Source organism: Amycolatopsis sp. NPDC114505 (assembly GCF_055633615.1).
The window spans coordinates 2,686,831-2,711,436 of sequence record NZ_JBVKDV010000001.1; the positions used below are offsets into that span (position 1 = coordinate 2,686,831).

At 71.7% G+C, this 24,606-nt stretch carries 23 protein-coding genes; 15 read left to right on the plus strand and 8 right to left on the minus strand.

The genetic code is table 11. From position 1 onward, the window contains the following. Window positions 1-15 precede the first annotated feature (15 nt). Window positions 16-621 (plus strand): TetR/AcrR family transcriptional regulator, encoded by a 606-nt coding sequence (locus ACZ7OU_RS13380; RefSeq protein ID WP_470255210.1) that lies wholly within the window; start codon window positions 16-18, stop codon window positions 619-621. On the opposite strand, the gene ACZ7OU_RS13385 is transcribed toward ACZ7OU_RS13380, so the two are convergent. Next, window positions 622-1,620, minus strand: a complete 999-nt coding sequence (locus ACZ7OU_RS13385; protein WP_103341215.1) for a hypothetical protein — start codon at window positions 1,618-1,620, stop codon at window positions 622-624. 247 nt (window positions 1,621-1,867) lie between these two features. Here ACZ7OU_RS13385 and ACZ7OU_RS13390 point away from each other — a divergent pair, with 247 nt between their 5' ends. From ACZ7OU_RS13390 to ACZ7OU_RS13400, 3 genes are all read left to right on the plus strand, one after another. Then, window positions 1,868-2,443 carry a papain-like cysteine protease family protein gene (locus ACZ7OU_RS13390; RefSeq protein ID WP_470255211.1) on the plus strand — a complete coding sequence of 192 codons (576 nt, stop codon included), beginning with the start codon at window positions 1,868-1,870 and terminating at the stop codon, window positions 2,441-2,443. Beyond that, window positions 2,440-3,195 carry a hypothetical protein gene (locus ACZ7OU_RS13395; RefSeq protein WP_470255212.1) on the plus strand — a complete coding sequence of 252 codons (756 nt, stop codon included), beginning with the start codon at window positions 2,440-2,442 and terminating at the stop codon, window positions 3,193-3,195. Before ACZ7OU_RS13390 ends, ACZ7OU_RS13395 begins: the two co-directional genes overlap by 4 nt. A gap of 85 nt (window positions 3,196-3,280) precedes the next feature. Then, a complete protein-coding gene (locus ACZ7OU_RS13400) occupies window positions 3,281-3,913 on the plus strand; it encodes a dTMP kinase (protein ID WP_470255925.1) in 633 nt (210 codons plus the stop codon). Here the strand turns inward: ACZ7OU_RS13400 and solA are convergent. The 3 genes from solA to ACZ7OU_RS13415 all read right to left on the minus strand — a co-directional run bounded on the left by solA (window position 3,902) and on the right by ACZ7OU_RS13415 (window position 7,623). Continuing rightward, entirely contained in the window at window positions 3,902-5,032 is a 1,131-nt protein-coding gene (solA, locus tag ACZ7OU_RS13405) for an N-methyl-L-tryptophan oxidase (protein ID WP_470255213.1), read from the minus strand. The genes ACZ7OU_RS13400 and solA overlap by 12 nt on opposite strands. Beyond that, window positions 5,029-7,086, minus strand: a complete 2,058-nt coding sequence (locus ACZ7OU_RS13410; protein WP_470255214.1) for an FAD-dependent oxidoreductase — start codon at window positions 7,084-7,086, stop codon at window positions 5,029-5,031. Before ACZ7OU_RS13410 ends, solA begins: the two co-directional genes overlap by 4 nt. 87 nt (window positions 7,087-7,173) lie before the next feature. Beyond that, window positions 7,174-7,623, minus strand: a complete 450-nt coding sequence (locus ACZ7OU_RS13415) for a hypothetical protein (protein ID WP_470255215.1) — start codon at window positions 7,621-7,623, stop codon at window positions 7,174-7,176. Between the two features lie 64 nt (window positions 7,624-7,687). Between ACZ7OU_RS13415 and ACZ7OU_RS13420 the strand changes: the two genes are divergently transcribed. Further along, on the plus strand, window positions 7,688-8,656 hold the full coding sequence (locus ACZ7OU_RS13420; protein WP_470255216.1) for a helix-turn-helix transcriptional regulator: 969 nt from the start codon (window positions 7,688-7,690) through the stop codon (window positions 8,654-8,656). Here ACZ7OU_RS13420 and ACZ7OU_RS13425 read toward each other — a convergent pair. Continuing rightward, window positions 8,653-9,477 carry an IclR family transcriptional regulator gene (locus ACZ7OU_RS13425; RefSeq protein WP_470255217.1) on the minus strand — a complete coding sequence of 275 codons (825 nt, stop codon included), beginning with the start codon at window positions 9,475-9,477 and terminating at the stop codon, window positions 8,653-8,655. The genes ACZ7OU_RS13420 and ACZ7OU_RS13425 overlap by 4 nt on opposite strands. Window positions 9,478-9,641: 164 nt before the next feature. Between ACZ7OU_RS13425 and ACZ7OU_RS13430 the strand changes: the two genes are divergently transcribed. The 7 genes from ACZ7OU_RS13430 (at window position 9,642) to secA (ending at window position 19,488) form a co-directional block, all read left to right on the plus strand. Then, window positions 9,642-9,956, plus strand: coding sequence for a bifunctional 3-phenylpropionate/cinnamic acid dioxygenase ferredoxin subunit (locus ACZ7OU_RS13430; RefSeq protein ID WP_470241653.1), 315 nt, complete (start codon window positions 9,642-9,644; stop codon window positions 9,954-9,956). Between the two features lie 157 nt (window positions 9,957-10,113). Continuing rightward, window positions 10,114-10,791, plus strand: coding sequence for an MtrAB system response regulator MtrA (gene mtrA / locus ACZ7OU_RS13435; protein WP_005150760.1), 678 nt, complete (start codon window positions 10,114-10,116; stop codon window positions 10,789-10,791). A 7-nt stretch (window positions 10,792-10,798) separates the two neighbouring features. Then, entirely contained in the window at window positions 10,799-12,523 is a 1,725-nt protein-coding gene (mtrB, locus tag ACZ7OU_RS13440) for an MtrAB system histidine kinase MtrB (RefSeq protein WP_470241652.1), read from the plus strand. Further along, window positions 12,520-14,253 (plus strand): LpqB family beta-propeller domain-containing protein, encoded by a 1,734-nt coding sequence (locus tag ACZ7OU_RS13445; protein ID WP_470241651.1) that lies wholly within the window; start codon window positions 12,520-12,522, stop codon window positions 14,251-14,253. The genes mtrB and ACZ7OU_RS13445 overlap by 4 nt, the downstream gene beginning before the upstream one ends. A 148-nt stretch (window positions 14,254-14,401) precedes the next feature. Then, window positions 14,402-15,004, plus strand: a complete 603-nt coding sequence (locus ACZ7OU_RS13450; protein ID WP_470255218.1) for a ComF family protein — start codon at window positions 14,402-14,404, stop codon at window positions 15,002-15,004. A gap of 697 nt (window positions 15,005-15,701) precedes the next feature. Then, window positions 15,702-16,388 carry a ribosome hibernation-promoting factor, HPF/YfiA family gene (gene hpf / locus ACZ7OU_RS13455; protein ID WP_470241650.1) on the plus strand — a complete coding sequence of 229 codons (687 nt, stop codon included), beginning with the start codon at window positions 15,702-15,704 and terminating at the stop codon, window positions 16,386-16,388. A gap of 205 nt (window positions 16,389-16,593) precedes the next feature. Continuing rightward, window positions 16,594-19,488, plus strand: a complete 2,895-nt coding sequence (secA, locus tag ACZ7OU_RS13460; protein WP_470255219.1) for a preprotein translocase subunit SecA — start codon at window positions 16,594-16,596, stop codon at window positions 19,486-19,488. A 463-nt stretch (window positions 19,489-19,951) separates the two neighbouring features. Here secA and ACZ7OU_RS13465 read toward each other — a convergent pair whose 3' ends face one another. Next, window positions 19,952-20,398 (minus strand): Rv3235 family protein, encoded by a 447-nt coding sequence (locus ACZ7OU_RS13465; protein WP_470255220.1) that lies wholly within the window; start codon window positions 20,396-20,398, stop codon window positions 19,952-19,954. A gap of 227 nt (window positions 20,399-20,625) precedes the next feature. Between ACZ7OU_RS13465 and ACZ7OU_RS13470 the strand changes: the two genes are divergently transcribed. Further along, window positions 20,626-21,000: an HAD-IA family hydrolase gene (locus ACZ7OU_RS13470; protein ID WP_470242411.1), complete on the plus strand. Its 375-nt coding sequence runs from the start codon at window positions 20,626-20,628 to the stop codon at window positions 20,998-21,000. Between the two features lie 3 nt (window positions 21,001-21,003). Here the strand turns inward: ACZ7OU_RS13470 and ACZ7OU_RS13475 are convergent, their stop codons facing one another. Further along, window positions 21,004-21,765 (minus strand): TrmH family RNA methyltransferase, encoded by a 762-nt coding sequence (locus tag ACZ7OU_RS13475; protein WP_470241647.1) that lies wholly within the window; start codon window positions 21,763-21,765, stop codon window positions 21,004-21,006. A gap of 34 nt (window positions 21,766-21,799) precedes the next feature. On the opposite strand from ACZ7OU_RS13475, the gene ACZ7OU_RS13480 reads away from it, so the two are divergent. Both ACZ7OU_RS13480 and ACZ7OU_RS13485 read left to right on the plus strand, forming a co-directional pair. After that, window positions 21,800-23,206: a WS/DGAT/MGAT family O-acyltransferase gene (locus tag ACZ7OU_RS13480; protein WP_470241646.1), complete on the plus strand. Its 1,407-nt coding sequence runs from the start codon at window positions 21,800-21,802 to the stop codon at window positions 23,204-23,206. Then, the gene (locus ACZ7OU_RS13485) at window positions 23,203-23,694 is read left to right on the plus strand and encodes a DUF6912 family protein (protein ID WP_470241645.1); all 492 of its coding nucleotides are present in this window, start codon (window positions 23,203-23,205) and stop codon (window positions 23,692-23,694) included. Before ACZ7OU_RS13480 ends, ACZ7OU_RS13485 begins: the two co-directional genes overlap by 4 nt. Before the next feature lie 111 nt (window positions 23,695-23,805). On the opposite strand, the gene ACZ7OU_RS13490 is transcribed toward ACZ7OU_RS13485, so the two are convergent. Further along, window positions 23,806-24,555, minus strand: a complete 750-nt coding sequence (locus ACZ7OU_RS13490; RefSeq protein WP_470255221.1) for an SCO4651 family lipoprotein — start codon at window positions 24,553-24,555, stop codon at window positions 23,806-23,808. Window positions 24,556-24,606: the final 51 nt, after the last annotated feature.

Sequence of the window (24,606 nt, forward strand, 5' to 3'; positions counted from 1 at the left end):
GAAGGAGTGTGAGCGATGCCCAGGACCGGGGAGCGTGGCGGGCCGCAGACGCGGGCGAAGATCTCGCTGGTCGCCACCCGGTTGTTCCTCGAGCGCGGGTTCGACGCGGTCACCGTCGCCGAGGTCGCGCGGGAGGCCGGCGTCTCGAGCGTGACGGTCTTCAAGCACTTCCCGCGCAAGGAGGACCTCCTCTTGGACCGCCAGGTCGACGCGGTCGACGTCCTGCGCGCCGCGGTGCGCGACCGCGCTCCGGACGTCGACGTGCTCGCGTCCCTGCGCGACGCGACCCTCCGGCTCCTCGACGAGCGTCACGGGCTGTCCGGCGTGGCGGACGGGTCGGTCCCGTTCTTCCGCACGGTCGCGGCGTCACCAGCCCTGATCGCGCGCGTGCGCGAGATCGGCTCGGACCTCCAACGGCTCCTCGCCGACGAACTCGCGAGCGACCCGGCCTTCGACGGCGACGGGACGCTGTTCGCCGCCTTCTTCATCGCCGGCTACGCCACGGTGCTGGTGGAGACCGCGAGCCGGCTCATCGACGGGGGTGACCCGGACGTCGTGGCGGACGACCACCGCGAACGTCTCGAGCGGCTGTTCGCCGCCCTGCGAGCCGGAGTCGCGTGATCAGTTCCACTCGACGGCGACGCCGGCCAGCCCCGGCCCGGCGTCGTTGAAGAACGCGCTGCTCACCCCGCCCATGTCGCACGCCAGCTCCTCCGCCACGACCGGCAGGGCGTCGTCGCGCGCCCGGACCTGACGCGTGCAGCGGGCGGGCAGCGCGTTGCGGTCGAAGCGCAGCTGGACGAGGTAGCTCGCGCACCGGTCGCGCAGCATCCGGTAGTACCCCGGCGACGCCGAGCCCGAGTCGTCGCGGACCTCGAAGCAGAACACGTGGATGTCGCCCTCGGCGAGCTTGCGGTCGAACAGCAGCTCCGTCGCCATCGTGTCCGCGTCCGGGTTGCGGCGCATCCGCCCGACGCGGCAGCCCTCGTCGGTGATCAGCTCGACGTCGTCGATCCGGCAGCCCGGATCGCCGTTGTACACCGTCAGGTAGCGGTCCGGGCCGTGCCGGCGCGCCCGCGTCACCAGCCGCGTGCGCAGGCTGACCTGGCGGTGCTCGGCGTCGAACGTGATCGTGTCGTGGACCGACAGCAGCTCGAGGTCGGCGTTGTAGTGGTTCGACGACGGGTACGCGCCGAGCTCGGCCAGCAGGTCCTCGACGATCGACCCCATGTCACCGGAACGCAGGTCGTGGAACGACGCCGCGGGCTGGTGGCCGCGGCGGACCAGTCGCGGCCCGATCAGCACCACCAGGGCGTCCGCGGGCAGCTGGAGGACCGATTCCAGGGCACGGACCGCCGGGAGCGCCTTGGGCACCTCGGGCTGGCGCAGCCCGCGTTGCCAGTAGCTCAGCGTCGACTGTCCGATTTGGACCCCGCGCAGCGCGAGGTGCGCGCGCAGCCGCGCGAGCGAGAGGCCGCGGTAGGCGATCGCCAGTCTCAGGGCGTGGTGGAACTCGCCGGTGCGGAGCGCCTCGGTCAGCTCTTTCGGCAGCTCGGCGACCGATGCCCGGGTCGTACGGGCGCCATCGATGATCAGTGGGAGGTTCCCGTCTTGTGCCACCGCTCGTCCCTTCACCCGACCAGTGTGTGCGCTGGGCGTGAACACCGCGGAACGTTCACGTTAGCAGCGTAGAGTGGCACAGCCGACCCCCGTTCAGGGAGGTTGGCCACGTGATGGTGACTGTTCCGCGTTCCGGTCGCCCCCCGGAACGGTCCGTTCATCCAGATGGCGTTCTTGCTCCTTGTGACCGCGTTGTTCACCGTTGTGACCACCGCTGGTTCGCCCACGTTCGAGCAGGAGGCCGTCCGTGCTGGTGAAGTCGAGCCGGGTCCACGCCGTACTGGCCGTGAGCCTGATGTTGTGCCTGGTCGCGCCGGTCACCGCCGGAGCCGCGCCCGGAGTGCCGTCGACCTTCCAGGCCCTGATCACGATGCAGTCCCAGCAGCGGAGCCAGTGGTGCTGGGCGGGATCGGGCGCCACCATCGCGGCCTTCCACGGCGCCGCGGTCAGCCAGACGCGGTTCTGCCAGCTCGCCCACGGCGAGACCGGCCAGGACTGCGCGAACCTGCCGGGCACCCTCGCCGACCCGCAGCGCGCCTTCGCGAAGCTCGGGTTCGCCTCGCCGGGCCGCTACCTCGACCGCAGCATCTCCTACGCCGACGTCCGGACGCAGACGGCGGCGAACCGGCCGGTGGAGACCCGCGTCGGGTACCGCTCCGGCGGTGGCCACACCCACGTCCTCTACGGCTACGACGCCGGCCGCGACTGGGTGTACTGGGGCGACCCCGGACCGGCCAAGCGCTACAACTGGTCGACCTACGGCTACTACACGCACAACTCGTCGTTCACCTGGACGCACACGCTCACCGGGATCTCCCGATGAGCGGGCGAGCGCTCGTGCTCGCCGTGCTGACCGGCGCGGCGCTGCTGATGACGGCCCCGGTGTCAGGCGCGGCCCAGGCCACCGGCATCAGCAGCGCCGACGCCGTGGCCGCGCACGCCGCGGCGGCGGACCTCCAGGACACGCTGGTGCGGTTCTTCGCGCAGGCACCGGACGCGAAGGGGCCGGTGACGGTCCAGGTGGCGCCGGGCGCCTACCCGGTCTACGAGCTCTCGCCGGACTTCGTCGTGGGCAAGCCGGGCGCGACGCCGGGCGACTTCGCCTACTTCGCGGTGCCCGCCGTGGCGTCCGACGGCCGGACCGCGACGCTCTGGTCGGTCCGCGGCGACGACGGCACCTGGCAGATCGGCAACATCGCCTCGGGCGACGTCGAGACGGCGTTCGCCCGCGCCCTGCCGGCGGGCGCGCAGCTGCTGCACGAACCGCAGATCGATGCTTGGTACGCCGTGAGGGACGGTCTTCTCACGTCTCTGCCGGAGCGAACGACCGTCAACGTCGCCGATTACCAGCGGACGGTCTCGGCGCGGTACGCGGACAAGCTCCCCGGCTCGGCGTACGCCCGCGAAGGCGAGGCGGGCGGCTACGACGCGACGTCCCAGGTGATGCCCCGCGGCGACGGCGGCCCGGCACCGTCCGGCCACGACACCGGCTGGGTGCCGCTGCTGATCCTCGTCGGCGTGCTGGCCGTCAGCGGCGCCGGTTACGTGCTGCACCTGAGGCGGATCTCCGCCTGAAGACCAACCGGCGGGCTCGGCGTCGATCCCCTTCCACCGAGCCCGCCGGTTCACCACCGTTACTGTGACCCTCGTGGGACGACTGGTGGTCATCGAAGGGCTCGACGGCGCGGGCAAGCGCACGCTCGCCGACGGGCTGACGGACGCGTTGCGCGCGAAGGGCGCGAGCGTCGCGTCGCTGGCGTTCCCGCGCTACGGCGTGAGCGTGCACGCCGACCTCGTCAAGGAGGCGCTGCACCGCGGGCACGGCGACCTCGCCGACTCGGTGTACGGCATGGCCGTGCTCTACGCGCTCGACCGCAGCGGCGCGGCGGACGACATCCGCGCGCTGCGGGACGCGCACGACGTCGTCCTGCTCGACCGCTATGTGGCCTCCAACGCGGCGTACGCGGCCGCGCGGCTGCGGCAGGACGCGGCCGGCGAGGTCGTGAAGTGGGTGTGGGAGCTGGAGGTCGGCCGGTTCGGCCTGCCCCGCCCCGACGCGCACCTGCTGCTGCGGGTCGCGCCCGCGGTCGCGGCCGAGCGGGCCGAGCGGCGCGCGGAGGCGGAGACCGACCGGGAGCGCGACGCGTTCGAGACCGACGACGGACTCCAGCGCCGGTGCGCGGCGGTGTACGACGAGCTGGCCGCGTCGGGCTGGCTCGCGCCGTGGCACGTCCTGGACGGCGTCGCGGGCGTCGACCTCGAAGCGCTCGCGAAGACGCTTCTAGCGTCGTAACCGGGCTGGGTCGAACTGCGCGATCGGGTAGGTCGTCGCGCCGTCGACGACCAGGTCCGCGACGATCTCGCCGATCACCGGGGCGAACTTGAAGCCGTGGCCGGAGAACCCGCACGCCAGCACCACGCGCTCCTCGTCCGGGTGCGGCGACACGACGAAGCTCTCGTCGGCCGTGTCGGTGTACATGCACGTCGCCGCGCGGAGGAACGCTCCCGGCAGCGTCGGGAGGTGGCGCTTGACGACGGAAGCCATCTCGTGGACCTCCTCCGCCGACACCGTCCGGTCGATGCCGTCCGGGGTGCAGTTCCGGCCGCCGGTGTGGAACGCGACCTTGACGCCGTCCGCCGGCGCGTTGTGCGCGGGGAAGCCGTAGAACGTGTAGCCGTCGCTCTCCCAGAGGTACACGGGATGCCGCCGGAACGGTTCGGCTCCGCCCGAAGGCGCGAACCAGTACTGCACCTTGCGCCGGACGGTGAACTCGACGCCGAAGTCGCGCAGCAGCTCGCCGGCCCACGCGCCGGGGCACAGGACCAGCCGGTCGGCCGTGTAGTAGCTGTGCGACGTCCCGACGCGCACGCCGCCGGCCATCGTGCTCCAGGTGAACACCTTCTCCTCGTGGTGCAGCTCGGCGCCGCACCGCGCGGCGAGCTGCAGGTGCGCGGCGACGCTGCCCTCGGGCGACACCAGCCCGGCGCCCGGCTCGTACAGCGCGACCTCGTCCGCGGCGGGTGCCAGGGTCGGGAACCGCCGGCGGATCGCCGGGGCGTCGAGCAGTTCGTGCGGGATGTCGAAGGCGCGCGCCGAAGCCACGCTGCCGGTGATCGTGCGCGAGCCGGCCGTGCCGACCATGATCCCGCCGCAGCGGGTGAACAGCCGCCGTCCGCTGTCGCGTTCGAGGCCATCCCACAGCTCGTGGGCGCGCAGCAGGAGCGGTACGTACTCGGGTCCTTCGAGGTAGGCCTGGCGCGTGATCCGCGAGCCGCCGTGGCTCGACCCGCGGTTGTGCACCGGCGCGAACTGGTCGATGCCCAGCACCCGCTGCCCGCGCTCCGCCAGCCGGTACGCCGCGGCGCTGCCCATCCCGCCGAGGCCGAGCACGATCACGTCGTAGTGCGTCATGCGACCCTCCCCGGCACGCGCTCGCCGAGGTGCTCGATCTCCACCGCTGTCCCGGATCCGCTGTGCTCCACCGGGAGCCAGGCGTACGCGATGGCGTGGCCCAGGGTGTGGCCGTACCCGGCGCTGGTCACGTACCCGGCCGCGCGGCCCTCGACGTACACGGGTTCCTTGCCCTGCAAGACTTTCCCGGTCGTCAGGCGCGTCAGCCGGCGGCTCACGGTTTCGGCGGAACGGCCCGCCAGCGCGTCCCGGCCGAGGAAGTAGCCCTTGTCCCGGCGGACGGCGTCCCCGAGCCCGGCCTCGTAGGGGTCGTGTTCGGTGGTGAAGTCGACGCCAGCGACCGGCGTGCCGGCCTCCAGTCGCAGGCTCATTAACGCTTGATAACCCGCGACGGCGATGTCCCGTTCGCGCAAGGTGTCCCACAAACGCCGGCCCAGGTCCGCCGTGGTGTGCAGCTCCCAGCCCGGTTCGCCCACAGTGGACAGTCTCAACGCGACGACCGGAACGTCCCCGATGTACGTCTTTTCGGCCGAGAAGTCCGTTGTGGACAGTTCCGGCAGTGCCTCGCCGCTCGCCGGCCCCCAGACACCGAGGCAGCACGTGCCCGGGGTCGTTTCGTGGACCTGGACGGTGCCGTCGCCGGGCAGGTGCCGCCGCAGCCAGTCGAAGTCGAGGCGCCCGCCGGCGCCGATGTGGAACCGTTCGCCGCCGAGGCGGGCCACGGTCAGGCGGCCGCGCACGCCGCCGTCTTCGCCGAGCAGCAGCGTTTCCGTCACCGTCCCCGGCGGTTTCGCCAGGTCGCCGGTCGTCATGGTCTGCAGGAACGGCAGCGCGCCGGGCCCGGTGACGGCCAGCCGCGGCACCGGCGTCAGGTCGAACATCGCGACGCGCTCGCGGGTCGCGCGGGCCTCCATGGCGGCGTCGGACGAGTACCGCTCCGGCCGCGCCCAGCCGTCCGCCGAACCGAAGTGCGCGCCCAGCGCGATCTGCCGTTCGTGGAACGGGCTCGTGCGCACCGGCGACGCGGTGAACCGGGCCGACGGCGCGAACCGGGCGAGGTCGCAGCCGTGCAGGGCGAGCACCGGCTGCCCGTCGACGAGCCAGCGCGCCAGCTCGCGCGCGACCCCGGCGGAGTGCTCGGCGCGGACGGCCTTCGCCACCCAGAAGCCGTCGAGCTCCGGGTGTTCGCCCAGCAGCGGCATCCCGTCCGGGGTGCCGGACAGCGGGATCGTCGTCGTGGCCTCGGCTTCGGCGTCCCGGAGCGCGGGCAGGAGCGCGACCGCCGCGTCCCACGGGCCCCCGATGCCGAGCCGGTCGACGTGCTCGCGGACGGTCAGCCCGGTGTCGAGGTCGCGCAGCACGGGTTTGCCCGCCTGCGCGTGTTCGTCGTTGTGCCCGGCCAGCTCCGGCAGCGGCGACGTCCGCGCGTACCGCAGCGGCAGCGGCACTTCGGGCAGGGCGAGCCCGTCCGAGCCGTCGCAGAAGACGACGACGTCGGCCCGTACCCGCCCGGCCGCGGTGACGACGCCCGTGACGCGGCCGCCGGCCCGCTCGACCTCGACGACCTCCTCGGCGCTGAACCGCGCGCCGTGGGCCTTCGCCCGCCGGGCCTGGGCTTCGGCCGCGCGCCGCGCGTGGAGCAGACCGTCGCCGGGGACGTGGAACCCGCCCAGCAGCCGGGTTTCGTCGAGCAGCGGGTGCAGGTCGGCGCACTCGCGGGGCGTGCGCAGGTACCCGCGCACGCCCCACGACGTCGCCCAGCCGTGCCGCCGCTTCAGGTCCGCGAGCCGTTCGGGAGTGGTCGCGACGTCCAGGCTGCCGACCGGGTTGAAGCACCACTGGCCGTCGAGGCCGCCGTACTTCGCGGCGGTGTACTTCGCGAACTCGGTCAGCGTGCGGTCCGAGTCGGTCCGGAACACCAGCCCCGGCTCCTCGGCCGCCTCACTGCCGCCCAGGACGGTGACGTCGGTCCAGCCGCGCTCGGTCAGCTCGTCCGCGAGCGCGCAGCCGAGCAGGCCGCCGCCGGCGACGACCACCCGGGGCCGTGCTGCCATCTGTTCCTCCGGGCGCCGAAGTTGCGTCTTCGGCAACAAAGTGCGTCATGCGAGACGTCGTGTCAAGCGCCCGAAAAGGGGGTCCGCTCAGGCCCGGGTGAACTCCATGACCCAGTTGGATTCCCAGGTCCGCCCGCCGTCGGCGGAGAACTCCTGCTCCCAGCGGGCCGAGGTGTCCGTGATGTCCGACCAGATGTAGTGCGCCCGGATCGGTTTGCCGTCGTGGACGTCGTCGCCGTAGAAGTCGCCGCGGCCGTCGGTGAACGTGCCGACGACCGGCGGCTGGAGCAGCCCGGTGCGGTCGTTGGCCCAGTAGATCGACCACTCCTTCCGCTCGACGTCGAACAGGCGCAGCGTGAAGCCGCGGAACCCGCGGGCGGGAAAGTGGATCTCCTCGGTGTTGCCGCCGCCGTCGAAGAGCGGCGTGCAGGTGGTGGTGCCGGGGAAGACGTCCCAGTCGTCGCTGCCGGCGAAGAGGGTCGTGAGCCGCCGGCTGACGACGGTCCAGGAGCCGTGGAAGAAGGCGAAATCGGTCATGACGGCGATCTTGGGCCGCCACCACTGACACCTTCTGTCAGTGGTGGCTGGCAGACTTCGCCGGGTGCGCGCGAGCCGGTTGGTGTCCCTGGTGCTGGTGCTGCAGAACCGCGGCCTGATGAGCGCGTCGAAGCTGGCCGCCGAGCTGGGCGTGACGCCGCGGACCGTGTACCGCGACGTCGAAGCGCTCGCGGCCGCGGGCGTCCCGATCTACGCCGAGACCGGCCCCGACGGCGGCTACCGGCTGATGGAGGGCTACCGGACGCGGCTGACCGGCCTGACCGCAGGCGAGGCCGGGTCGCTGTTCCTCACCGGCCTGCCGCAGCCGGCCGCGGAGCTGGGCCTGGGCGCCCAGGTGGCCGCGGCCGAGCTGAAGCTGATGGCCGCGCTGCCGACGCCGTACCGGGACGCGTCGATCCGGATCCGGCAGCGCTTCCACCTCGACGCGCCGGGCTGGTACCGCGAAGCGGACCAGGTGCCGCAGCTGCTCGCGGCCGCGGAAGCCCTGTGGCAGGACCAGGTCGTCGAGGTCTCCTACCGCCGCTGGTCGCCGACGCCCGGCGTGGTGACGCGGCGGCTGCACCCGCTCGGCCTCGTTCTCAAGGCCGGCGTCTGGTACCTCGTCGCGGGGCCGAAGGCGCGCACGTACCGCGTCGCCAACATCGAGGAGCTGCGGGCGCTCGACGAGCACTTCACACGGCCCGACGGCTTCGACCTGGCGGAGTTCTGGGGCGCGAACGTCGAGAGTTACGAAGAGAGCGAAGCGGGCGAGACGGCCACTGTGCGGCTCTCGCCGGCGGGAATCGAGGCCCTGCCGGACATCCTGGGCCCGCGAGCCGCCCGGCTCGTCTCCCGCACGCTCGAACCCGAAGACGCCGACGGGTGGCGCCGCGCCCGCGTGCCGCTGGAAAGCGTGCCCCACGCGGCCGCGGGGTTGCTGCGGCTCGGCGCGGACGCGCAGGTGCTGGCGCCCGCGGAACTGGTGGCACACCTGGGAACCACGATCCGTGCGATGGCGCGGCTGTACCCCTAGTCGCGGAAGTAGCCCAGCTGCGCGGAAAGGTCGTCCGCCGCTTCGGTCATCGGCCGCACGATCTGCTTCACCCGCTGCTTCGAAAGCCGGTACGACGGGCCCGACGCGCTCATCGCCGCGACGACGTCGCCGCCCGGGCCGTGGATCGGCACGGCGACCGCGTGCATGCCGAGCTCGAGCTCCTCGTAACAGGCCGCGAAGCCGTCCTCGAGCACTCGCTCCAGCTCGGTCATCAGCTCGTCGGGCTCGACCGTCGTGCGCGGCGTGTACTGCTCCAGCTTCCGCTTCAGCACCCGCTTGCGTTCGGTTTCGGCCATGTACGCCAGGAGGATCTTGCCGCTGGAGGTCGCGTGCAGCGGCGTGCGCTGGCCGGTCCAGTTCTGCGTGGTGATCGCGGCCGAGCCGCGGGCCTGGCTGATGTTGATCGCGACGCCGTCGTCGGCGATGGCGATGTTCACGGTCTCGCCCAGCTCTTCGGCGAGCGAAAGGCAGCTGGTGCGGCCGAGCTTGGCCAGGTCCATCCGGCCCGTCGCGGCGCCGGCCAGCCGCACGATGCCGAACCCGATCGCGTACTTCCCGCGTTCGCCGAGCTGCTCGACGAGGCCTCTGGACTCCAGGACGCTGAGCAGCCGCGACGCCGTCGACTTGTGGACGCCCAGCTCGCCCGCGATCTCGGTGATGCCGGTTTCGCCGTTGCGGGCGAGCAGCTCCAGCACGCTGATCGCCCGATCGACCGACTGCACCTGGCTTTGTGTTGCGTTGCCACCAGCCGAGGCACGCTTTCCCGCCGAGGTTGCGTCAGCAGAGTCGTGGTTCCGCATAGCGCAACACTATCGGTTTTGCACCGCGGCTATCGGCTGAGTGGGCGAATCTCTTGACGCGGACGTCGTCGAAGCCGGATTGTTGCGCAGGAAGCGCAGAGTCGCGCGATGCGCAACATTCACAAACCGTCCCGGCATCCCGCCAGTCGTTTCCGGAGGCCCTGATGATCCGCGCCTGCGCCGTCACCGACCTGCCCGAGGGCGAAGCCCTCCGCCTCGACGGCCCGGTGCCGATCGCGGTGTTCCACACCGAAGACGGCTTCTTCGCCGTCGACGACACCTGCACCCACCAGGACGCCTCGCTCGCCGACGGCTGGCTCGAAGGCTGCTTCGTCGAGTGCCCGCTGCACGCCGCGCGGTTCGACCTGCGCAGCGGTTTGCCGACCTGCCTGCCGGCCAAGGCGCCGGTGCGCACCTACCGCGTGGTCGTCGCCGACGGCGAGATCCACGTCGACGCGCCGGTCCCGGCCGTCCCCTGAGCGCTCCCTCGCAGGTCCGTGAAGGCCGTGTGCCGGCCTTCACGGACCGTCCAGGGGCACCCGGATGGAGCAGGCGGTGCCGCGGATCTTGATCTTTCTGGTGGTCAAACACGCGGGTCGCGCGTCCGGCCGCCGGAACTAGTGCGAATATGTGGACATGAAGGCACGTGTTCTCGTGGTCGACGACGACCCCGCCCTCGCGGAGATGCTCACCATCGTGCTTCGTGGGGAGGGGTTCGACACGGCGGTGGTCGCCGACGGTTCGCGCGCGCTGCCCGCGCTGCGCGAACTGAAGCCCGACCTCGTCCTGCTCGACCTGATGCTGCCCGGGATGAACGGGATCGACGTCTGCAAGGCGATCCGCGCCGAGTCCGGCGTGCCGATCGTCATGCTCACCGCCAAGAGCGACACGGTCGACATCGTGCTGGGCCTGGAGTCCGGCGCGGACGACTACGTCGTGAAGCCGTTCAAGCCGAAGGAGCTGGTCGCGCGGGTGCGGGCCCGGATGCGCCGCACCGAGGCCGAGCCCGCGGAGTCGCTCACCATCGGCGACCTGGCGATCGACGTGCCCGGTCACGAAGTCACGCGGGAGGGCAAGGCCATCCCGCTGACCCCGCTGGAGTTCGACCTGCTGGTGGCGCTGGCGCGCAAGCCGCGCCAGGTGTTCACCCGCGAGGTGCTGCTCGAGCAGGTGTGGGGCTACCGGCACGCGGCGGACACCCGTCTGGTGAACGTGCACGTCCAGCGGCTGCGTTCGAAGGTGGAGAAGGACCCGGAGCACCCCGAGGTGGTGTTGACCGTTCGCGGAGTCGGGTACAAGGCCGGCCCGCCGTGATGGCTCGATGACTCTCGCGAGCCCTGGCCGGCTCCCCGCGTTCGCGCGTTCGACGGCACGCCTGGTGCGGCGTGTCGTCGTTTTCGCGCGCCGTCGCGCGGTCGCGTTCAACGAGCTGTGGAAGCACTCGCTGCAGTTCCGCGTCACCGTGTCGACGCTCGCGCTGTCCTCGGCCGTGGTCTTCGTGCTCGGCATGGTGCTGCAGAACCAGATCACCGAGCGCCTGCTGGACACCAAGCGCGAAGCCGCCATCGCGCAGACCCGCGCGGCCGCGGACACCGCCGCCGGTGAGCTGGTCGGCCTCGGCGGCGAGACGGACGAGGCGATGAGCAACCGCCTCCAGAACGCGCTGAAGAAGATCGCGATCACGCCGACCAGCCAGGACGCGGCCGGCTCGGCGGCGGGCACGTTCGTCCCGGTGCTCGCCAGCGGCGGCCACGACCAGTCCGGCGACGAGCCGGCGTCGGCGGGCCCGTTCCAGAACGTGCCGCCGCGGCTGCGCCAGTTCGTCGAAGCCAACGAGATGAGCTGGCTCGAGCACACGGTCACCGACACCGACGGCGGGCGCACGACGTACCTGATCGTCGGCACGCCGCTCAACACCGTCGCGAGCCCGCTGCAGCTGTACTTGCTGTTCCCGCTGACGACCGAGCAGAACACCGTCGCGACCGTGCAGAACACGCTGCTGGTCGGCGGGCTCGTGCTGCTGCTCCTGCTCGCGGGCATCACGAACCTGGTGACGCGGCAGGTGGTCCGCCCGGTCCGGCAGGCCGCCGCGGCGGCCGAGCAGTTCGCCGGGGGCGACCTCGACCAGCGCCTCACCGTGCTCGGCGAGGACGACCTGGCCAAGCTCGCGGTGTCCTACAACGGGATGGCCGCGAGCATCCAGCGCCAGATCCGCCAGCTCGAGGACTTCGGCGGGCTGCAGCGCCGGTTCACCTCCGACGTCTCGCACGAGCTGCGCACGCCGCTGACCACCGTCCGGATGGCCGCCGACGTGCTGCACGCGTCGCGCGAGCAGTTCCCGGCCGGGCTCGCGCGCTCGACCGAGCTGCTGGTCGACGAGCTCGACCGGTTCGAATCGTTGCTCGGCGACCTGCTGGAGATCAGCAGGCTCGACGCCGGCGTCGAAGACCTGTCCGCGGAGTTCATCGACGTCCGCCCGATCGCCACCCGCGCGGTCGAGCAGGTGCGGGTGATCGCCGGCAACGCGGGCAGCTCGGTGGAGCTGGTGCTGCCCGACGACGAGGTCATCGCCGAGGTCGACGCCCGGCGCGTCGAGCGGATCCTGCGCAACCTCCTGGGCAACGCCGTCGACCACAGCGAGGGCCGGCCGGTGGTGCTCACCGTCGGCGCCAACGAGACCGCGGTCGCGGTGACCGTCCGGGACCACGGCGTCGGCCTGCGGCCCGGCGAGGCCGACCTGGTGTTCAACCGGTTCTGGCGCGCCGACCCGTCGCGCAACCGGCGCACCGGCGGCACCGGGCTCGGCCTGGCGATCAGCCTGGAGGACGCGCGTCTGCACGGCGGCGAGCTCGACGCGTGGGGCGCTCCCGGCGACGGCGCGTGCTTCCGGCTCGTGCTGCCGCGCCGCCAAGAGGTGCCCGCCGGTGACCCGCCGCTGGTGCTGCCGCCGCCCGACCGCATCGCCGCCGAGGTGCCCCTCGGGCTGATCGAGATCACGCCGGCGCCCGAGGCGATCTTCGCCGAACGTGAGGAAATCGGTCAGTGAAGCCACATGCCCGAGGGGCCACGGCGAAGGTGCTGTTCGCGCTGTTGAGCGTCGTGCTGGTCGCCGGCTGCGCGAACGTTCCGCTGGAGTCCCAGCCCCAGGTCGTCTCCGGCGAACGCCAGGGTCAGGGCTCGGGCGACGTCGTGCCGGAGCCGAAGCCGAACAGCGACCCCCTGACCCTCGTGCGCGACTTCGTCGGCGCGACGCTCAAGCCCGGCCAGAACAACGCGGCCGCCCGCGCCTACCTGGACGAGCAGGGCCGCGCGAACTGGCGCCCGAGCCGCAGCCTGACGATCATCCAGGACACCTTCGGCACGGTCTACGACACGGCGCCGCAGCCCGACCCGAACACCCTCGTCGTCAACGTGCGCGGGTTCGACGTCGGCACGCTCGACCAGAACAGCGCGTTCGTGCCGGACTACAGCTCCGCGGCGCTCAAGGTGAAGGTGCGCAAGCAGGCGAACGGCCAGTGGCGGATCGTCGACCCGCCGCCGGACCTGTACGCGACCGAGTCCGACTTCAGCGAGAACTACACCGCGGTGCCGGTGAACTTCTACTCGGAGCAGTCGGCGACCTTCGTCCCCGACCGGCGCTACGTCGTCGCGAAGCCGCAGTCCGGGTTGCCGAGCCGGGTGATGTACCTGCTGGTCAACGGGCCGTCGACGAGCCTGGCCGGGTCGGTGAAGAACCTGCTCGGGGAGCCGGTCGAGATCGACACGAACGTCAAGAGCCTCGACGACGGGACGCTGCTGGTCCCGCTGACCGGGCTGTCCGGGGTCGCCGAAGACATCCGGAACCTGATCGCCGCGCAGATCGTCCTCACGCTGCAGTACGTGACGTCGGCGCGGATCCGGATCCTCGCCGACGGCGTCCCGCTGGTCGCGAACCACCCGGACTGGCGGTCGAACGAGCTGCCGGCGTACGGCGCGACGCTGTCGCCGAACCAGGACCTCAAGGGCCTGATGACGGCCGACGGCCGGGTGCGGTCCATGGGCGACGGCGCGCCGGTGGGGGGCCCGGCGGGCAACGGCGGCTACGACGTCGTGAACGCGGCCCAGTCGATCGACGGCAAGAGCCTGGCGGTGGTGGAGCGCGACGGCACCAAGGTGCGGCTGCGGATCGGCGACCTGGGCCACGACCTGCCGCCGGCCGGCCTCGGCGGGACCACGCTGAGCCGCCCGACGTGGCGGCCGGGCACCGGCGAGGTGTGGACGGTGGTCGACCGGGCGTCGGTGGCCAGGGTCGTGCTGAACCCGGCCAACCAGTGGACCCCGCTGCAGGTCAACGCGACGGACCTCACCCAGCAGGGTGAAGTCACGGAGCTGCGGTTCTCCCGCGACGGCGCCCGCGTGGCGGCGGTGGTGAACGAGCAGCTGTGGGTGGCCTCGGTGGTCAGCGCCGGCGACTCGGTGGCCCTGCGCGAGCCGCGGCTGCTGCAGCAGCACGACCTCAAAGACGTGGTGGACGTGGACTGGCTGACCCAGGACACGCTGGTGGCGGTGACGACGTCGCCGTCGCAGCCGGTGGTCCGCGTGACGGTGGACGGCCAGCGGCTGGACGCGTTCAACAGCTCGAACCTCACGACCCCGGTCCACGGCGTGACGGCGGTACTGGGCCGCCCGATCGTGGTGGCGGACGCGAGCGGCCTGTGGACGGCGTCGGTCCTGGGCGAGGTCTGGCGGCCGCACCCCCACACGACGAAGGACGCGGACCCCTTCTACCCGGGCTGAGCGGCCCGCTGAGCCGTCGAAAACTGTCGGTGGTGCCGGGGACACTGTCCGTGTGCTGCTGCTCGACTTGCTGATCCCCGCCCGGTGCGCCGGCTGCGGGGCCCGTGGAGCGCCCTGCTGCGCCCGGTGCGCGGGGGTGTGGGGTTCGGTGTCCGAGGTGGTCCGGGTGCCGGTGGCGGGGATGGCGCGGGTGTTCGCGCTGGCCCGGTACCGGGGAGTCGGCCGGCGGTTGGTGATCGCGTACAAGGAGCGGGGGCGGCGGGATCTGGCCGCTTCGCTGGGGCGGGCCTTGGCGGAGGCGTTGGTGGTGTTGCCGCTCCGGAAGGCCGCGTCCGCCCGCCCGGCGGAAACCGGTACCGGAACCGCTCCCGAGGAGGCCAGGACGATCTGCCTGGTCCCGGCCCCGAGCCGCCGATCGGCATCCCGGGTCCGCGGCGGGCCGCACGTTCTGCGCCTGGCGAACGCGGCGGCGAGCGTCCTGGCGGACCGGGGTTTCGAAGTCGCGGTGGCTCCGGCTCTGGAGCTGACGGGCGGGGCGCGTGACGCGGTCGGTTTGGACCGCGCGGAACGGGCGGCCAACCTGGCGGGCCGGCTGAGGTTCCGCGAAGCGGGGCGCCCACCGCCGGGATTTCCGGTGGTGCTGCTGGACGACGTGATCACAACGGGAGCCACGGCGGCGGCTTGCGTGCGGGCACTGGAGGGGGAGGGGATCGAGGTCGCGGCGGTTTTGACGTTGCTGGTGGCCGGGTGATTCGGCGTGCGACGGCCGTGTCAGCTAACGAAAACCGCACACCACCCCCACCGCCCGACCCCGCGAAATCCACCACCGCCCATCAACCCCACCGCGCCTACCACCACAAACCCCACCAACCCCTCGCACACCCCACCTCACCCCGCACCCGGGTGACCCGCATGTCACCTACACGAGTGACATCCGTCGGGAACGCGACCGGCCCCGCGGCCGTTGTCCGGGCATGAGGGTGTCGATCATCAGCACTCGGTCGCCGCGCCACTCCACCGGGGTGGCGGCTGTGGCGGACGTGGCCGTCACCCTCGGCTTCCACCAGCGGGCGGCGGTGCGCCGTCCGTGTGATGCCGCGAGTGATCGCGAGCGTCCGACCAGCGGGAGTTGTCCGGTGTTCACCCTCCGCTCACTGCGCGGGGTGACGGAGTCTCATTCCTCGACATCCCCCGGCTCGGGGGCTGTTGCTCCGGGCGTGAGGAAGCTAACGTGCTCCGCTATCAGCAATCCCCGCAGGCAGGGAGGTGACGAGCCCATGTCCCTGGCGCCGGAGGTGCGCTGAGTCCGCGCTCGGGCTTTCGGCACGAGACGTCGTGAACCGATACCGAGTTCCTTCTCAGCCCGCGATCCGGGCTTCCGTCCCCGCTACACCGGCGCCGTGTGTGAACTCAACAGCTCGCAGTCATCTCAGCGAGGGAGGTCGTGTATGGACATCGTCGTTAAGGGCCGCAACGTAGAGGTGCCCGAGCACTATCGGGCACTCGTCAGTGAAAAGCTGGCCCGCCTCGAGCGCTACGACAGGAAAGTCATCCGGTACGACGTGGAGCTGTTCCACGAACCCAACCGACGCCAGGCCAAGAGCTGCCAGCGCGTCGAAATCACCGGAAAGGGACGTGGCCCGGCCGTACGCGCTGAAGCGTGTGCCGCCGACTTCTACGCAGCGCTCGATTCCGCAGTCACGAAGCTGGAAAACCGGCTGCGGAGGACACACGACCGGAGGCGCGTGCACTACGGACGCAGCCGCCCGGAATCGGTCGCCGAAGCGACCTCGGCCCTGCCGGGTGGTGGATCCCCGGCCGCAGCCAGTCCCGCCGCGCTTACCGCGGTGTTGGAAGCACCCGAAGCCGAGCCGCAGACGAACGGCTTCGCGGTCGCCGGAGAGATCCATCTGCCCCAGCAGCAGAGCTGGGCCGACGACGACCTCGGTCACCAGCCCGGTCGCGTCGTTCGCGAGAAGCAGCACACCGCGGAGCCCATGACGGTGGACCAGGCTCTCTACGAGATGGAGCTGGTCGGCCACGACTTCTACCTCTTCAACGACTCGGAGGCGGGCCGGCCCAGCGTGGTCTACCGGCGGAAAGGCTTCGACTACGGCGTGATCCGGCTCGGCTGAGCCGGCTCTAAGGAGGCTTTCCGGATGGCCCGCACGCGGCTCGCGTGCGGGCCATCCGCACGTCCGGACCTACGGCGTGTGCACACGACGCCCACCGTTCCCTACGATGGGGTGGGATGGTGGCGCCGACCACGGCCGCCACCGCGGGAAAACCTGCCCGGGACCGGCCTGGGCGCACTCATGATCAGCTAGTGAGGTCGACCGGATGGTGCTGAACCGCCTGCTCCGCGCGGGTGAGGGCAAGATGGTGAAGCGGCTGCGCAACATCGCCGATCACATCAACACCCTCGAAGACGACGTCAAGGACCTGACCGACGCCGAGCTGCGGGCCAAGACCGAGGAGTTCCGCAAGCGCCACGGCGACGGCGAATCCCTCGACGATCTGCTGCCGGAGGCCTTCGCGGTCGTCCGGGAGGCGGCCAAGCGGGTGCTCGGCCAGCGCCACTTCGACGTCCAGCTGATGGGCGGGGCCGCGCTGCACCTCGGCCAGGTCGCCGAGATGAAGACCGGTGAGGGCAAGACGCTCACCTGCGTCCTCCCGGCCTACCTCAACGCCATCCCCGACAAGGGCGTGCACGTCGTCACGACCAACGACTACCTGGCCAAGCGCGACTCGGAGTGGATGGGCCGCATCCACCGGTTCCTCGGCCTCGAGGTCGGCGTCATCCTTTCGGAGCAGCAGCCGGACGTCCGGCGCGCCCAGTACAACGCCGACATCACCTACGGCACGAACAACGAGTTCGGCTTCGACTACCTGCGCGACAACATGGCGTGGAGCCTCGACGACTGCGTGCAGCGCGGGCACAACTTCGCCGTCGTCGACGAGGTGGACTCGATCCTGATCGACGAGGCCAGGACCCCGCTGATCATCTCGGGCCCGGCGGACCAGTCGTCGCGGTGGTACGTCGAGTTCGCGCGGCTCGCGCCGCTGATGAACGGCATCGACACCACCACGATGGGTTCGCGGGAGCGTCTCGAGAAGACGAACCTGATCAACTCGAAGTACCACTACGAGATCGACGTCCGGAAGCGCACCGTCGCGGTCACCGAGAAGGGCGTCCGGTTCATCGAGGACCAGCTCGGCATCGAGAACCTCTACGAGGCCGCGAACACCCCGCTGGTCGGGTACCTGAACAACGCGCTGAAGGTCCAGGAGCTCTTCCACCGGGACAAGGACTACATCGTCCGCAACGGCGAAGTCATGATCGTCGACGAGTTCACCGGGCGCATCCTGGTCGGCCGCCGCTACAACGAGGGCATGCACCAGGCGATCGAGGCCAAGGAAAAGGTCGAGATCAAGGCCGAGAACCAGACCCTGGCGACGATCACGCTCCAGAACTACTTCCGCCTCTACAACAAGCTGTCCGGCATGACCGGTACGGCCGAGACCGAGGCCGCCGAGTTCCACCAGACCTACAAGCTGGGTGTGGTGCCGATCCCGACGAACCGCCCGATGGTCCGCGCCGACCAGCCGGACCTGATCTACAAGACCGAAGACGCGAAGTACGAGGCGGTCGCCGAGGACATCGCCGAGCGGCACGAGAAGGGCCAGCCGGTCCTTGTCGGCACGACGAGCGTCGAGAAGTCCGAGCGGCTGTCGAAGCTGCTGGTGAAGCTGAGCGTGCCGCACGAGGTGTTGAACGCGAAGCACCACGACCGCGAGGCGCTGATCGTCGCCCGCGCCGGCCAGAAGGGCGCCGTCACGGTCGCCACGAACATGGCGGGCCGCGGTACCGACATCGTGCTGGGCGGCAACCCCGACCTCATCGCCGACCACGTGCTGCGCGAGCGGGGCCTGGACCCGGTCGAGCACTCCGAGGAGTACGAGGCCGCGTGGCCCGAGGTCCTGGAGCAGGTCAAGGCGGAGTCGAAGGCCGAGGCCGAAGAGGTCCGCGAAGCCGGCGGCCTGTACGTGCTGGGCACCGAGCGCCACGAGTCGCGCCGCATCGACAACCAGCTCCGCGGCCGGTCGGGCCGTCAGGGCGACCCCGGCGAGTCCCGCTTCTACCTGTCGCTGGGTGACGAGCTCATGCGCCGCTTCAACGCGACGATGGTCGAGCGCGTCATGACGACCATGCGGCTGCCCGACGACGTGCCGATCGAGCACAAGATGGTCTCCAAGGCCATCAAGAGCGCGCAGACCCAGGTCGAGCAGATCAACATGGAGCAGCGCAAGGACGTCCTCAAGTACGACGAGGTCATGAACGAGCAGCGCAAGGTGATCTACGCCGAGCGCCACCGCGTGCTGGCCGGCGAGAACATGCGCGACCAGATCGAGGGCATGCTCGTCGACGTCGTCAACGCCTATGTGGACGGTGCGACCGCCAACGGTTACGCCGAGGACTGGGACCACGAGAAGCTCTGGACGGCGCTCAAGCAGCTGTACCCGGTCAGCATCGAGTGGGACGACCTCGTGGAGGACGGCGACCTCGACGCGGACGGCCTGCGCGAGGCCCTGGTGCAGGACGCCCGCAACGCCTACGACAAGCGTGAGGCGGAGATCAACGCGCTCGTCGGCCCGGACGGCATGCGGACCCTGGAGCACCAGGTGATGCTGACGGTCCTCGACCGCAAGTGGCGCGAGCACCTCTACGAGATGGACTACCTCAAGCAGGGCATCGGCATGCGGGCGCTCGCGCAGCGCGACCCGCTGATCGAGTACCAGCGCGAGGGCTTCGACATGTTCCGCGCGATGCTCGACTCGCTGAAGGAGGAGGCCGTCGGCTTCCTGTTCAACCTTCAGGTCGAGCGGGCCGAGGCCCCGCCGGCGGAGGACGCCGCGGCGTTGCCGACGGGCGTCGTTTCGGGCAACGGCCAGGCAGTGGCGCCTTCGGAAGGCCGGCACGCGCGCCCGGCACCGCCCCAGCCCCCGACGACCGACACGGAGTCGGTCCCGGCCGCCCTGCGCGGCAAGGGCCTCGGCGGCGGAGGCCAGCAGTCGGGAGTGACGCTGTCCGGCCCGGGCGAGGACGGCGAGGTCGAGTCCCACGCGGACAGCGAGGGCCAGTCCGCGGGCGGCGGCGGAGCATCGTCCCGCCGGGACCGCCGTGCGGCACAGCGCGATGCCCAGAAGAAGGGCAAGAAGGGCCCGCGCCGCTGACGTAGAAAGAGGCCGGGGTGCGTGCGGAATTCCGCACGCACCCCGGCTTTCTTTTGTGGAGGAGCGCCCTGATCCGGCGGACCGGCTTCCGGACCAGCCGGCCGGCGAATCGGGACGCGTGGCCCGGACCGGCCTTTCTCCGGCCGGCCGACCGGCGCATGGGGTTCCCCGGTCGGGCGGTGCGCTGGCCGGCGGGACGTGTGGCCCGGGACTGGCCTTTCCTCGGTCGGCCGCCGGTGCGCGGCCTGAGCGGTGCGCGGCCCGGGCAGGCCGGACGGTGCGCGGCCCGAGCGGGCAGGCCGTGCGCGTGGTCGGCCGGCGCCGCGGGTCGCCCGCCGAGCGGTGCGCGTGGTGGGCGGTGCCCGGGCCACCCGGTCGGGCGGTGCGCGTGGTCGGCAACGCCAGGGCCGCCCGGTTGAGCGGCGCGCGCGGGCCGGCGGTGCGCGGGCCGAGCGGGCGGGCCTCACGCCGCCGCCTGTCGGCGGGACTGCTGGTCCGGCCGTCCCGGCTTCAGCAGGGCGAAACGTACGCACTGCCAGCCCGCCGGGGTGCGGGTGAAGCGGGCCGCCAGTGCGAACGACCGGCCGTCCGCCTCCACGCGGGCGCACGCCTCGATCACCTCCGGTACCGGCGTGCACACGTGGACCCGTCGCATCCGGTGCCGCGGCCCCGCCAGGTGGGGGGCGCTGAGGCCGTTGTAGACCTCCGGTGCCACCAGCCCGCGGATCTGCGGCACCGGCCGCCTGCCGTCGTACGCCTCCAGCAGCATCGTCAGCAGGCGGTGCACCTCGCTCGCCTCGAGGTGTCTCGGCACCGGCCACCGGGCGTCGCCCCGCCGGTGTTCGTGCGGGGTCACCGCCGACGGCCGTTCGGCCCGGCGCGGTACTTCGTAGTGGACCAGCGTTCTCACGCGGTGTTCCTCGGACATTTCCTCCCCTCCCGGCCACGGCATTTCGCCGGCGCCGTCGGTTAGAGGCGGGAACCGGCCGGAAAGGCGACGGGAATCGCCCGATCCGGGAAAGAACCGCCGAAGCGATGGATTCGCCGATGCCGGTGCGGTAAGCGCCGGCCGGTGTTGCGCTATCCGAGACACCCGTCGCCGCCCCGGCTATGGTGTGCCGGGTGCTGAAGGGGTTATTGGTCGATTTCGCCGGAGTTCTCACGGATCCCGACGCCGGCCGCTTCTACGATTATCTGGTGGCCGCGCGTGAGCGAGGGGTTCGCACCGCGCTGCTGTCGAACGCCCCTGGGGCGTCGGCCGAGGTCAAGAACACGATGTTCGACTATTTCGACGCACTCGTGTTTTCCGGCGAGGTCGGTGTCGCCAAACCGGATCCGGCGGTCTACTTGATCGCGGCCGACCGGCTCGGCTTGCCCGCCGTGCGCTGTGCGTTCGTCGACGACTCCACCGCGAACATCCGCGGCGCCGTCCAGGCCGGCATGGTCGGCGTGCACCACCGGTCGGTCGAGGAAACGCTCACCGAGCTCGGCGCGCTGTTCCCGGACGCGTGAGCGTCACCGCGCGCGGCGCACCAGTTCGAAAGACAGGACCGCCGCGGCAGCTGAGACATTCAGTGACTCGACGTCACCCGGCATGGGAATCGACACCCATTCCGTGACGAGCTCGCCGACTTCGCCGCCGACTCCGGCCGTCTCGCCGCCGAGCACGAACGCGGCGCGCTGCGGCAGGTCGACGTCGAAAACCGTCGTGCGCGCCGACGCGTCGAGCGCGTAAAGGCCGTAACCGGCTTCGGTGAGCATTTCGGCGGCTTCGCGCGCGGAACCGCACCGCAGCACCGGCGCGCGGAACGCGACGCCGGCCGAAGCCTTGACCACCAGCGGGTCGAGCGCCGCGACGCCGCGGCGCGGCACGATCACGCCGTCGAGCCCGGCGGCGGTCGCCGTGCGCAGGATCATCCCGACGTTCGCGGGCGTGGTGATGCCGTCGAGCAGCAGCACGCGCGCCGGCGGGCGACGGCCGGACAGCGCGGCCTCGAGCGCGCGCATCCGCGGCGCGACGACGTCGGCGAGGACGCCCTGATCCTGCTTGCCGTTGCCGGCGAGCACCTTGACCCGGTGGGCGCTGGCGCGCTGCACCGCCACGCCGGCGTCCTTCGCCGCGCGCTGGATCTCCGCCGCGCCGGGACCGCGAGCGGTGTCGGCGAGGATCACCTTGTCGACGCGCAGGCCGTCGTCGGCCAGCGCTTCGAGCACCGGCTTCCGGCCGTAGACGGTCAGGAAGCGATCTTTTGGCGAGACAGTCGACTCATCACCCACACCCGGCAGTCTCGCACTGTGTAAGGATCGGCTCATGCCCGACCGCCTTTCCGCGCTGGACGCCTCGTTCCTCTACGTCGAGGACCACGCGACGCCGATGCACGTCGGCGGGGTGGCGATCTTCGAGCGGCCGAAGTCCGGGTTCAGCTACGCGCAGCTGCTCGACCTCGTCGGGGCGCGGCTGGCGTACCTGCCGCGCTACCGCCAGCGCGTGGCCGAGGTGCCCGGTCACCTCGCGCGGCCGGTGTGGGTGGACGACGTCGACTTCGACCTGAACTACCACGTCCGGCGCTCGGCGCTGCCGCAGCCGGGCAGCGACGAGCAGCTGTTCGACCTGGTCGCGCGGCTGATGTCGCGGCGGCTGGCGCCGGAGCGCCCGCTCTGGGAGGCGTACTTCATCGAGGGGCTGGCCGGCGACCGCGTCGCGCTGGTGACCAAGACCCACCAGTCCGTTGTGGACGGTGTCGGCACGATCGAGCTCGGCCAGCTCATCCTCGACCCGACGCCGGCCGAGCCGGAGCCGTTCGAGGACATCTGGACGCCGCGCCGCGAGCCGAGCCGCGCGCAGCTGGTGCTGGACGCGGTCAGCGAGGGCGTCCAGCGGCCGGGCGAGGTCGTGGAGAACGTCCGCTCGGCGGCGAACGACGCGTTCGCCACGGCGGGCAAGTTCGCCGAGACCGTCGGCGGGGTGGCGTCGACGCTGCGCACGCTGGTGAAGCCGGCGCCGACCGGGCCGCTGAACGTCCGGGTGTCCGGTGGGCGCGTGTTCTCGGTGGTCCGGACGCGGCTCGAGGACTTCCGCAAGATCCGTGCGGCGCACGGCGGGACGGTCAACGACGTCGTCCTCGCGGCCATCACGGGCGCGCTGCGCGAGTGGCTGCTGTCGCGCGAGGAGACGCTGACCCCGAACGCGACGATCCGCGCGCTGGTGCCCCTGGCGGTCCACGACGCCGAGACGGCGGAGTATTCACCGCCGGCGCTGGTCGGCAACCAGGTGGCCGCGTACCTGGTGGACCTGCCGGTCGGCGAGCCCAACCCGGTGCTGCGGCTGCAGCACGTCGGGCACGCGATGGCCGAGCACCTCGACTCGGGCCGCCCGGTCGCGGCGCGCGGGCTGCTCAAGGTGGGCGGCTTCGCCCCGGCTACCCTGCATTCGCTGGGGGCGCGGGCGGCGGGGTCGCTGTCCGGGCGCATCTTCAACGTCATGGTGACCAACTCACCGGGCCCGCAGGTGCCGATGTACGCGGGAGAGGCCAGACTGGTCGAGATGTTCCCGGTGATGCCGCTGATGCGCACCCAGGCGCTGGCGATCGGGGTGACGTCGTATCACGGCGGCGTCTACTTCGGACTGAACGGCGACCGCAAGGCCGCATTCGACGTCGATCTCGTGGCCGGGATGATCGAAGAGTCCTTGGAAGAGCTGAAGGGTGCGCACTGGTGAGGGTCTATCTGCCTGCGACCATCGCGATGCTTCGCGACCTCGAATCCTCGGGGGAGTTCCGCGCCCGCAACGGAACGGCGTTCGCGTTGACACCGGCGTTGCGCGAGGCGTACGCGACCGGTTCGGACGAAGAGCTGGAGTACGCGGCGTTGCTGGACGCGGCCCGGGCGTCGCTGCGCCTGATCGCGGCGGAGGAGAAGGGCGAGCCCCGCCGGGTGGTGATTTCGGCGGACGTCGCGGGGGTGACGCTCCGCCCCGACCTGGACGCCCCGGTGGTCCGCATCGGCGGGCCGATCCCGTATTCGGCGGTGGCGGCGATCCACGTGGACAACTCGGAGGCGGGCGAAGCGGTGGCCGCGGCAGCGGCGGTGATCGACGCGGCCGACCTGGGCGACCTGGACGCGGAGTTCACCCTCGGCGACGCCGAGGACCACGAACTGGCCTGGTACGCGCCGCAGGAACTGCCGTTCTTGCTGGAGCTCCTCTGAGTTGTCCACAGGTGGACTTGCCTGTGGACAAGTCGGGTCGAGTCGGGGTTGCCGCCGGGGGTGACCGATAGCCTGGACTCGGGGACGCCCCCAGAGAAGGGCGGGGGATGACTAGCCCACCTCGGCCGGAGGTGGCGGCTGGACGTCGACCGGCACGCCCCAGTCGCTGTACCGCGTGGTGATCCGGGCTTCCCCGCCCTGCAGGATCGGCGACAGATCCAGCACCACCTGCAACGGCCGGTGCGCGTCGTCGAGCCACACCTCCACCGGGAACTTGCCCCCTAGACGCCCCGCCGAGTCCGCTGACAACCCCGCCGGCAGGTCCGCGCCCAGGCGCGACAGGTCCAGCTCCACCCGGTAGTGCTCCGCCGCCACTCCGCCCAGGTTCGTGCGCTCGGAGGAGACGATCGAGCCCGCCGTCCGGATTTCGCCCAGGGTGTGGGCCGGGTCGTTCTGGGCTGCCAGCTGGGCCAGGCTGCCGCCGAGGACCTGGGAAAACGGGTCCGTTCCGTCCGCCGCCACCAGTACCCACGGCTTGCCGGCGCCGACCTCGTCGCGGGACCCCTCCGGGACCTTCGCGTACAGCTTCCCGGCCACCAGCCGCAGCTCCATCGGCTCGCCGATGAAGTCGGTCGTCATCACCTGGGACGTCCCGCCCGCGCCGAAGCGCGCCTGGCCCTGGCCCTTCGAGCGGACCTGGCCCACCGCGACGTCCGTGCCGAACTTCGCCGAGCCGCCGCTCGTCGTGGCCGCCGTGGCGGCGTCGGCCAGCGCCCGCGCGTCGGTGAACGCGGGTGGGGGCGGCGAACCGGAGCAGCCGGTGAGCAGGACGAGCAGCAGCACGACGGCGGCTTTGCGCATGGTGCCAACAAAAACACAACGGCTCCCCCGAACTCGTTCGGGGGAGCCGCC

Bases quoted from the DNA above. Each gene is read 5' to 3' on its own strand.
- ACZ7OU_RS13380 (WP_470255210.1), top strand. From the start codon at position 16: ATGCCCAGGACCGGGGAGCGTGGCGGGCCGCAGACGCGGGCGAAGATC.
- ACZ7OU_RS13395 (WP_470255212.1), top strand. From the start codon at position 2,440: ATGAGCGGGCGAGCGCTCGTGCTCGCCGTGCTGACCGGCGCGGCGCTG.
- solA (WP_470255213.1), bottom strand. From the start codon at position 5,032: ATGACGCACTACGACGTGATCGTGCTCGGCCTCGGCGGGATGGGCAGC.
- ACZ7OU_RS13410 (WP_470255214.1), bottom strand. From the start codon at position 7,086: ATGGCAGCACGGCCCCGGGTGGTCGTCGCCGGCGGCGGCCTGCTCGGC.
- ACZ7OU_RS13415 (WP_470255215.1), bottom strand. From the start codon at position 7,623: ATGACCGATTTCGCCTTCTTCCACGGCTCCTGGACCGTCGTCAGCCGG.
- ACZ7OU_RS13425 (WP_470255217.1), bottom strand. From the start codon at position 9,477: ATGCGGAACCACGACTCTGCTGACGCAACCTCGGCGGGAAAGCGTGCC.
- ACZ7OU_RS13430 (WP_470241653.1), top strand. From the start codon at position 9,642: ATGATCCGCGCCTGCGCCGTCACCGACCTGCCCGAGGGCGAAGCCCTC.
- mtrA (WP_005150760.1), top strand. From the start codon at position 10,114: ATGAAGGCACGTGTTCTCGTGGTCGACGACGACCCCGCCCTCGCGGAG.
- mtrB (WP_470241652.1), top strand. From the start codon at position 10,799: ATGACTCTCGCGAGCCCTGGCCGGCTCCCCGCGTTCGCGCGTTCGACG.
- hpf (WP_470241650.1), top strand. From the start codon at position 15,702: ATGGACATCGTCGTTAAGGGCCGCAACGTAGAGGTGCCCGAGCACTAT.
- secA (WP_470255219.1), top strand. From the start codon at position 16,594: ATGGTGCTGAACCGCCTGCTCCGCGCGGGTGAGGGCAAGATGGTGAAG.
- ACZ7OU_RS13480 (WP_470241646.1), top strand. From the start codon at position 21,800: ATGCCCGACCGCCTTTCCGCGCTGGACGCCTCGTTCCTCTACGTCGAG.
- ACZ7OU_RS13490 (WP_470255221.1), bottom strand. From the start codon at position 24,555: ATGCGCAAAGCCGCCGTCGTGCTGCTGCTCGTCCTGCTCACCGGCTGC.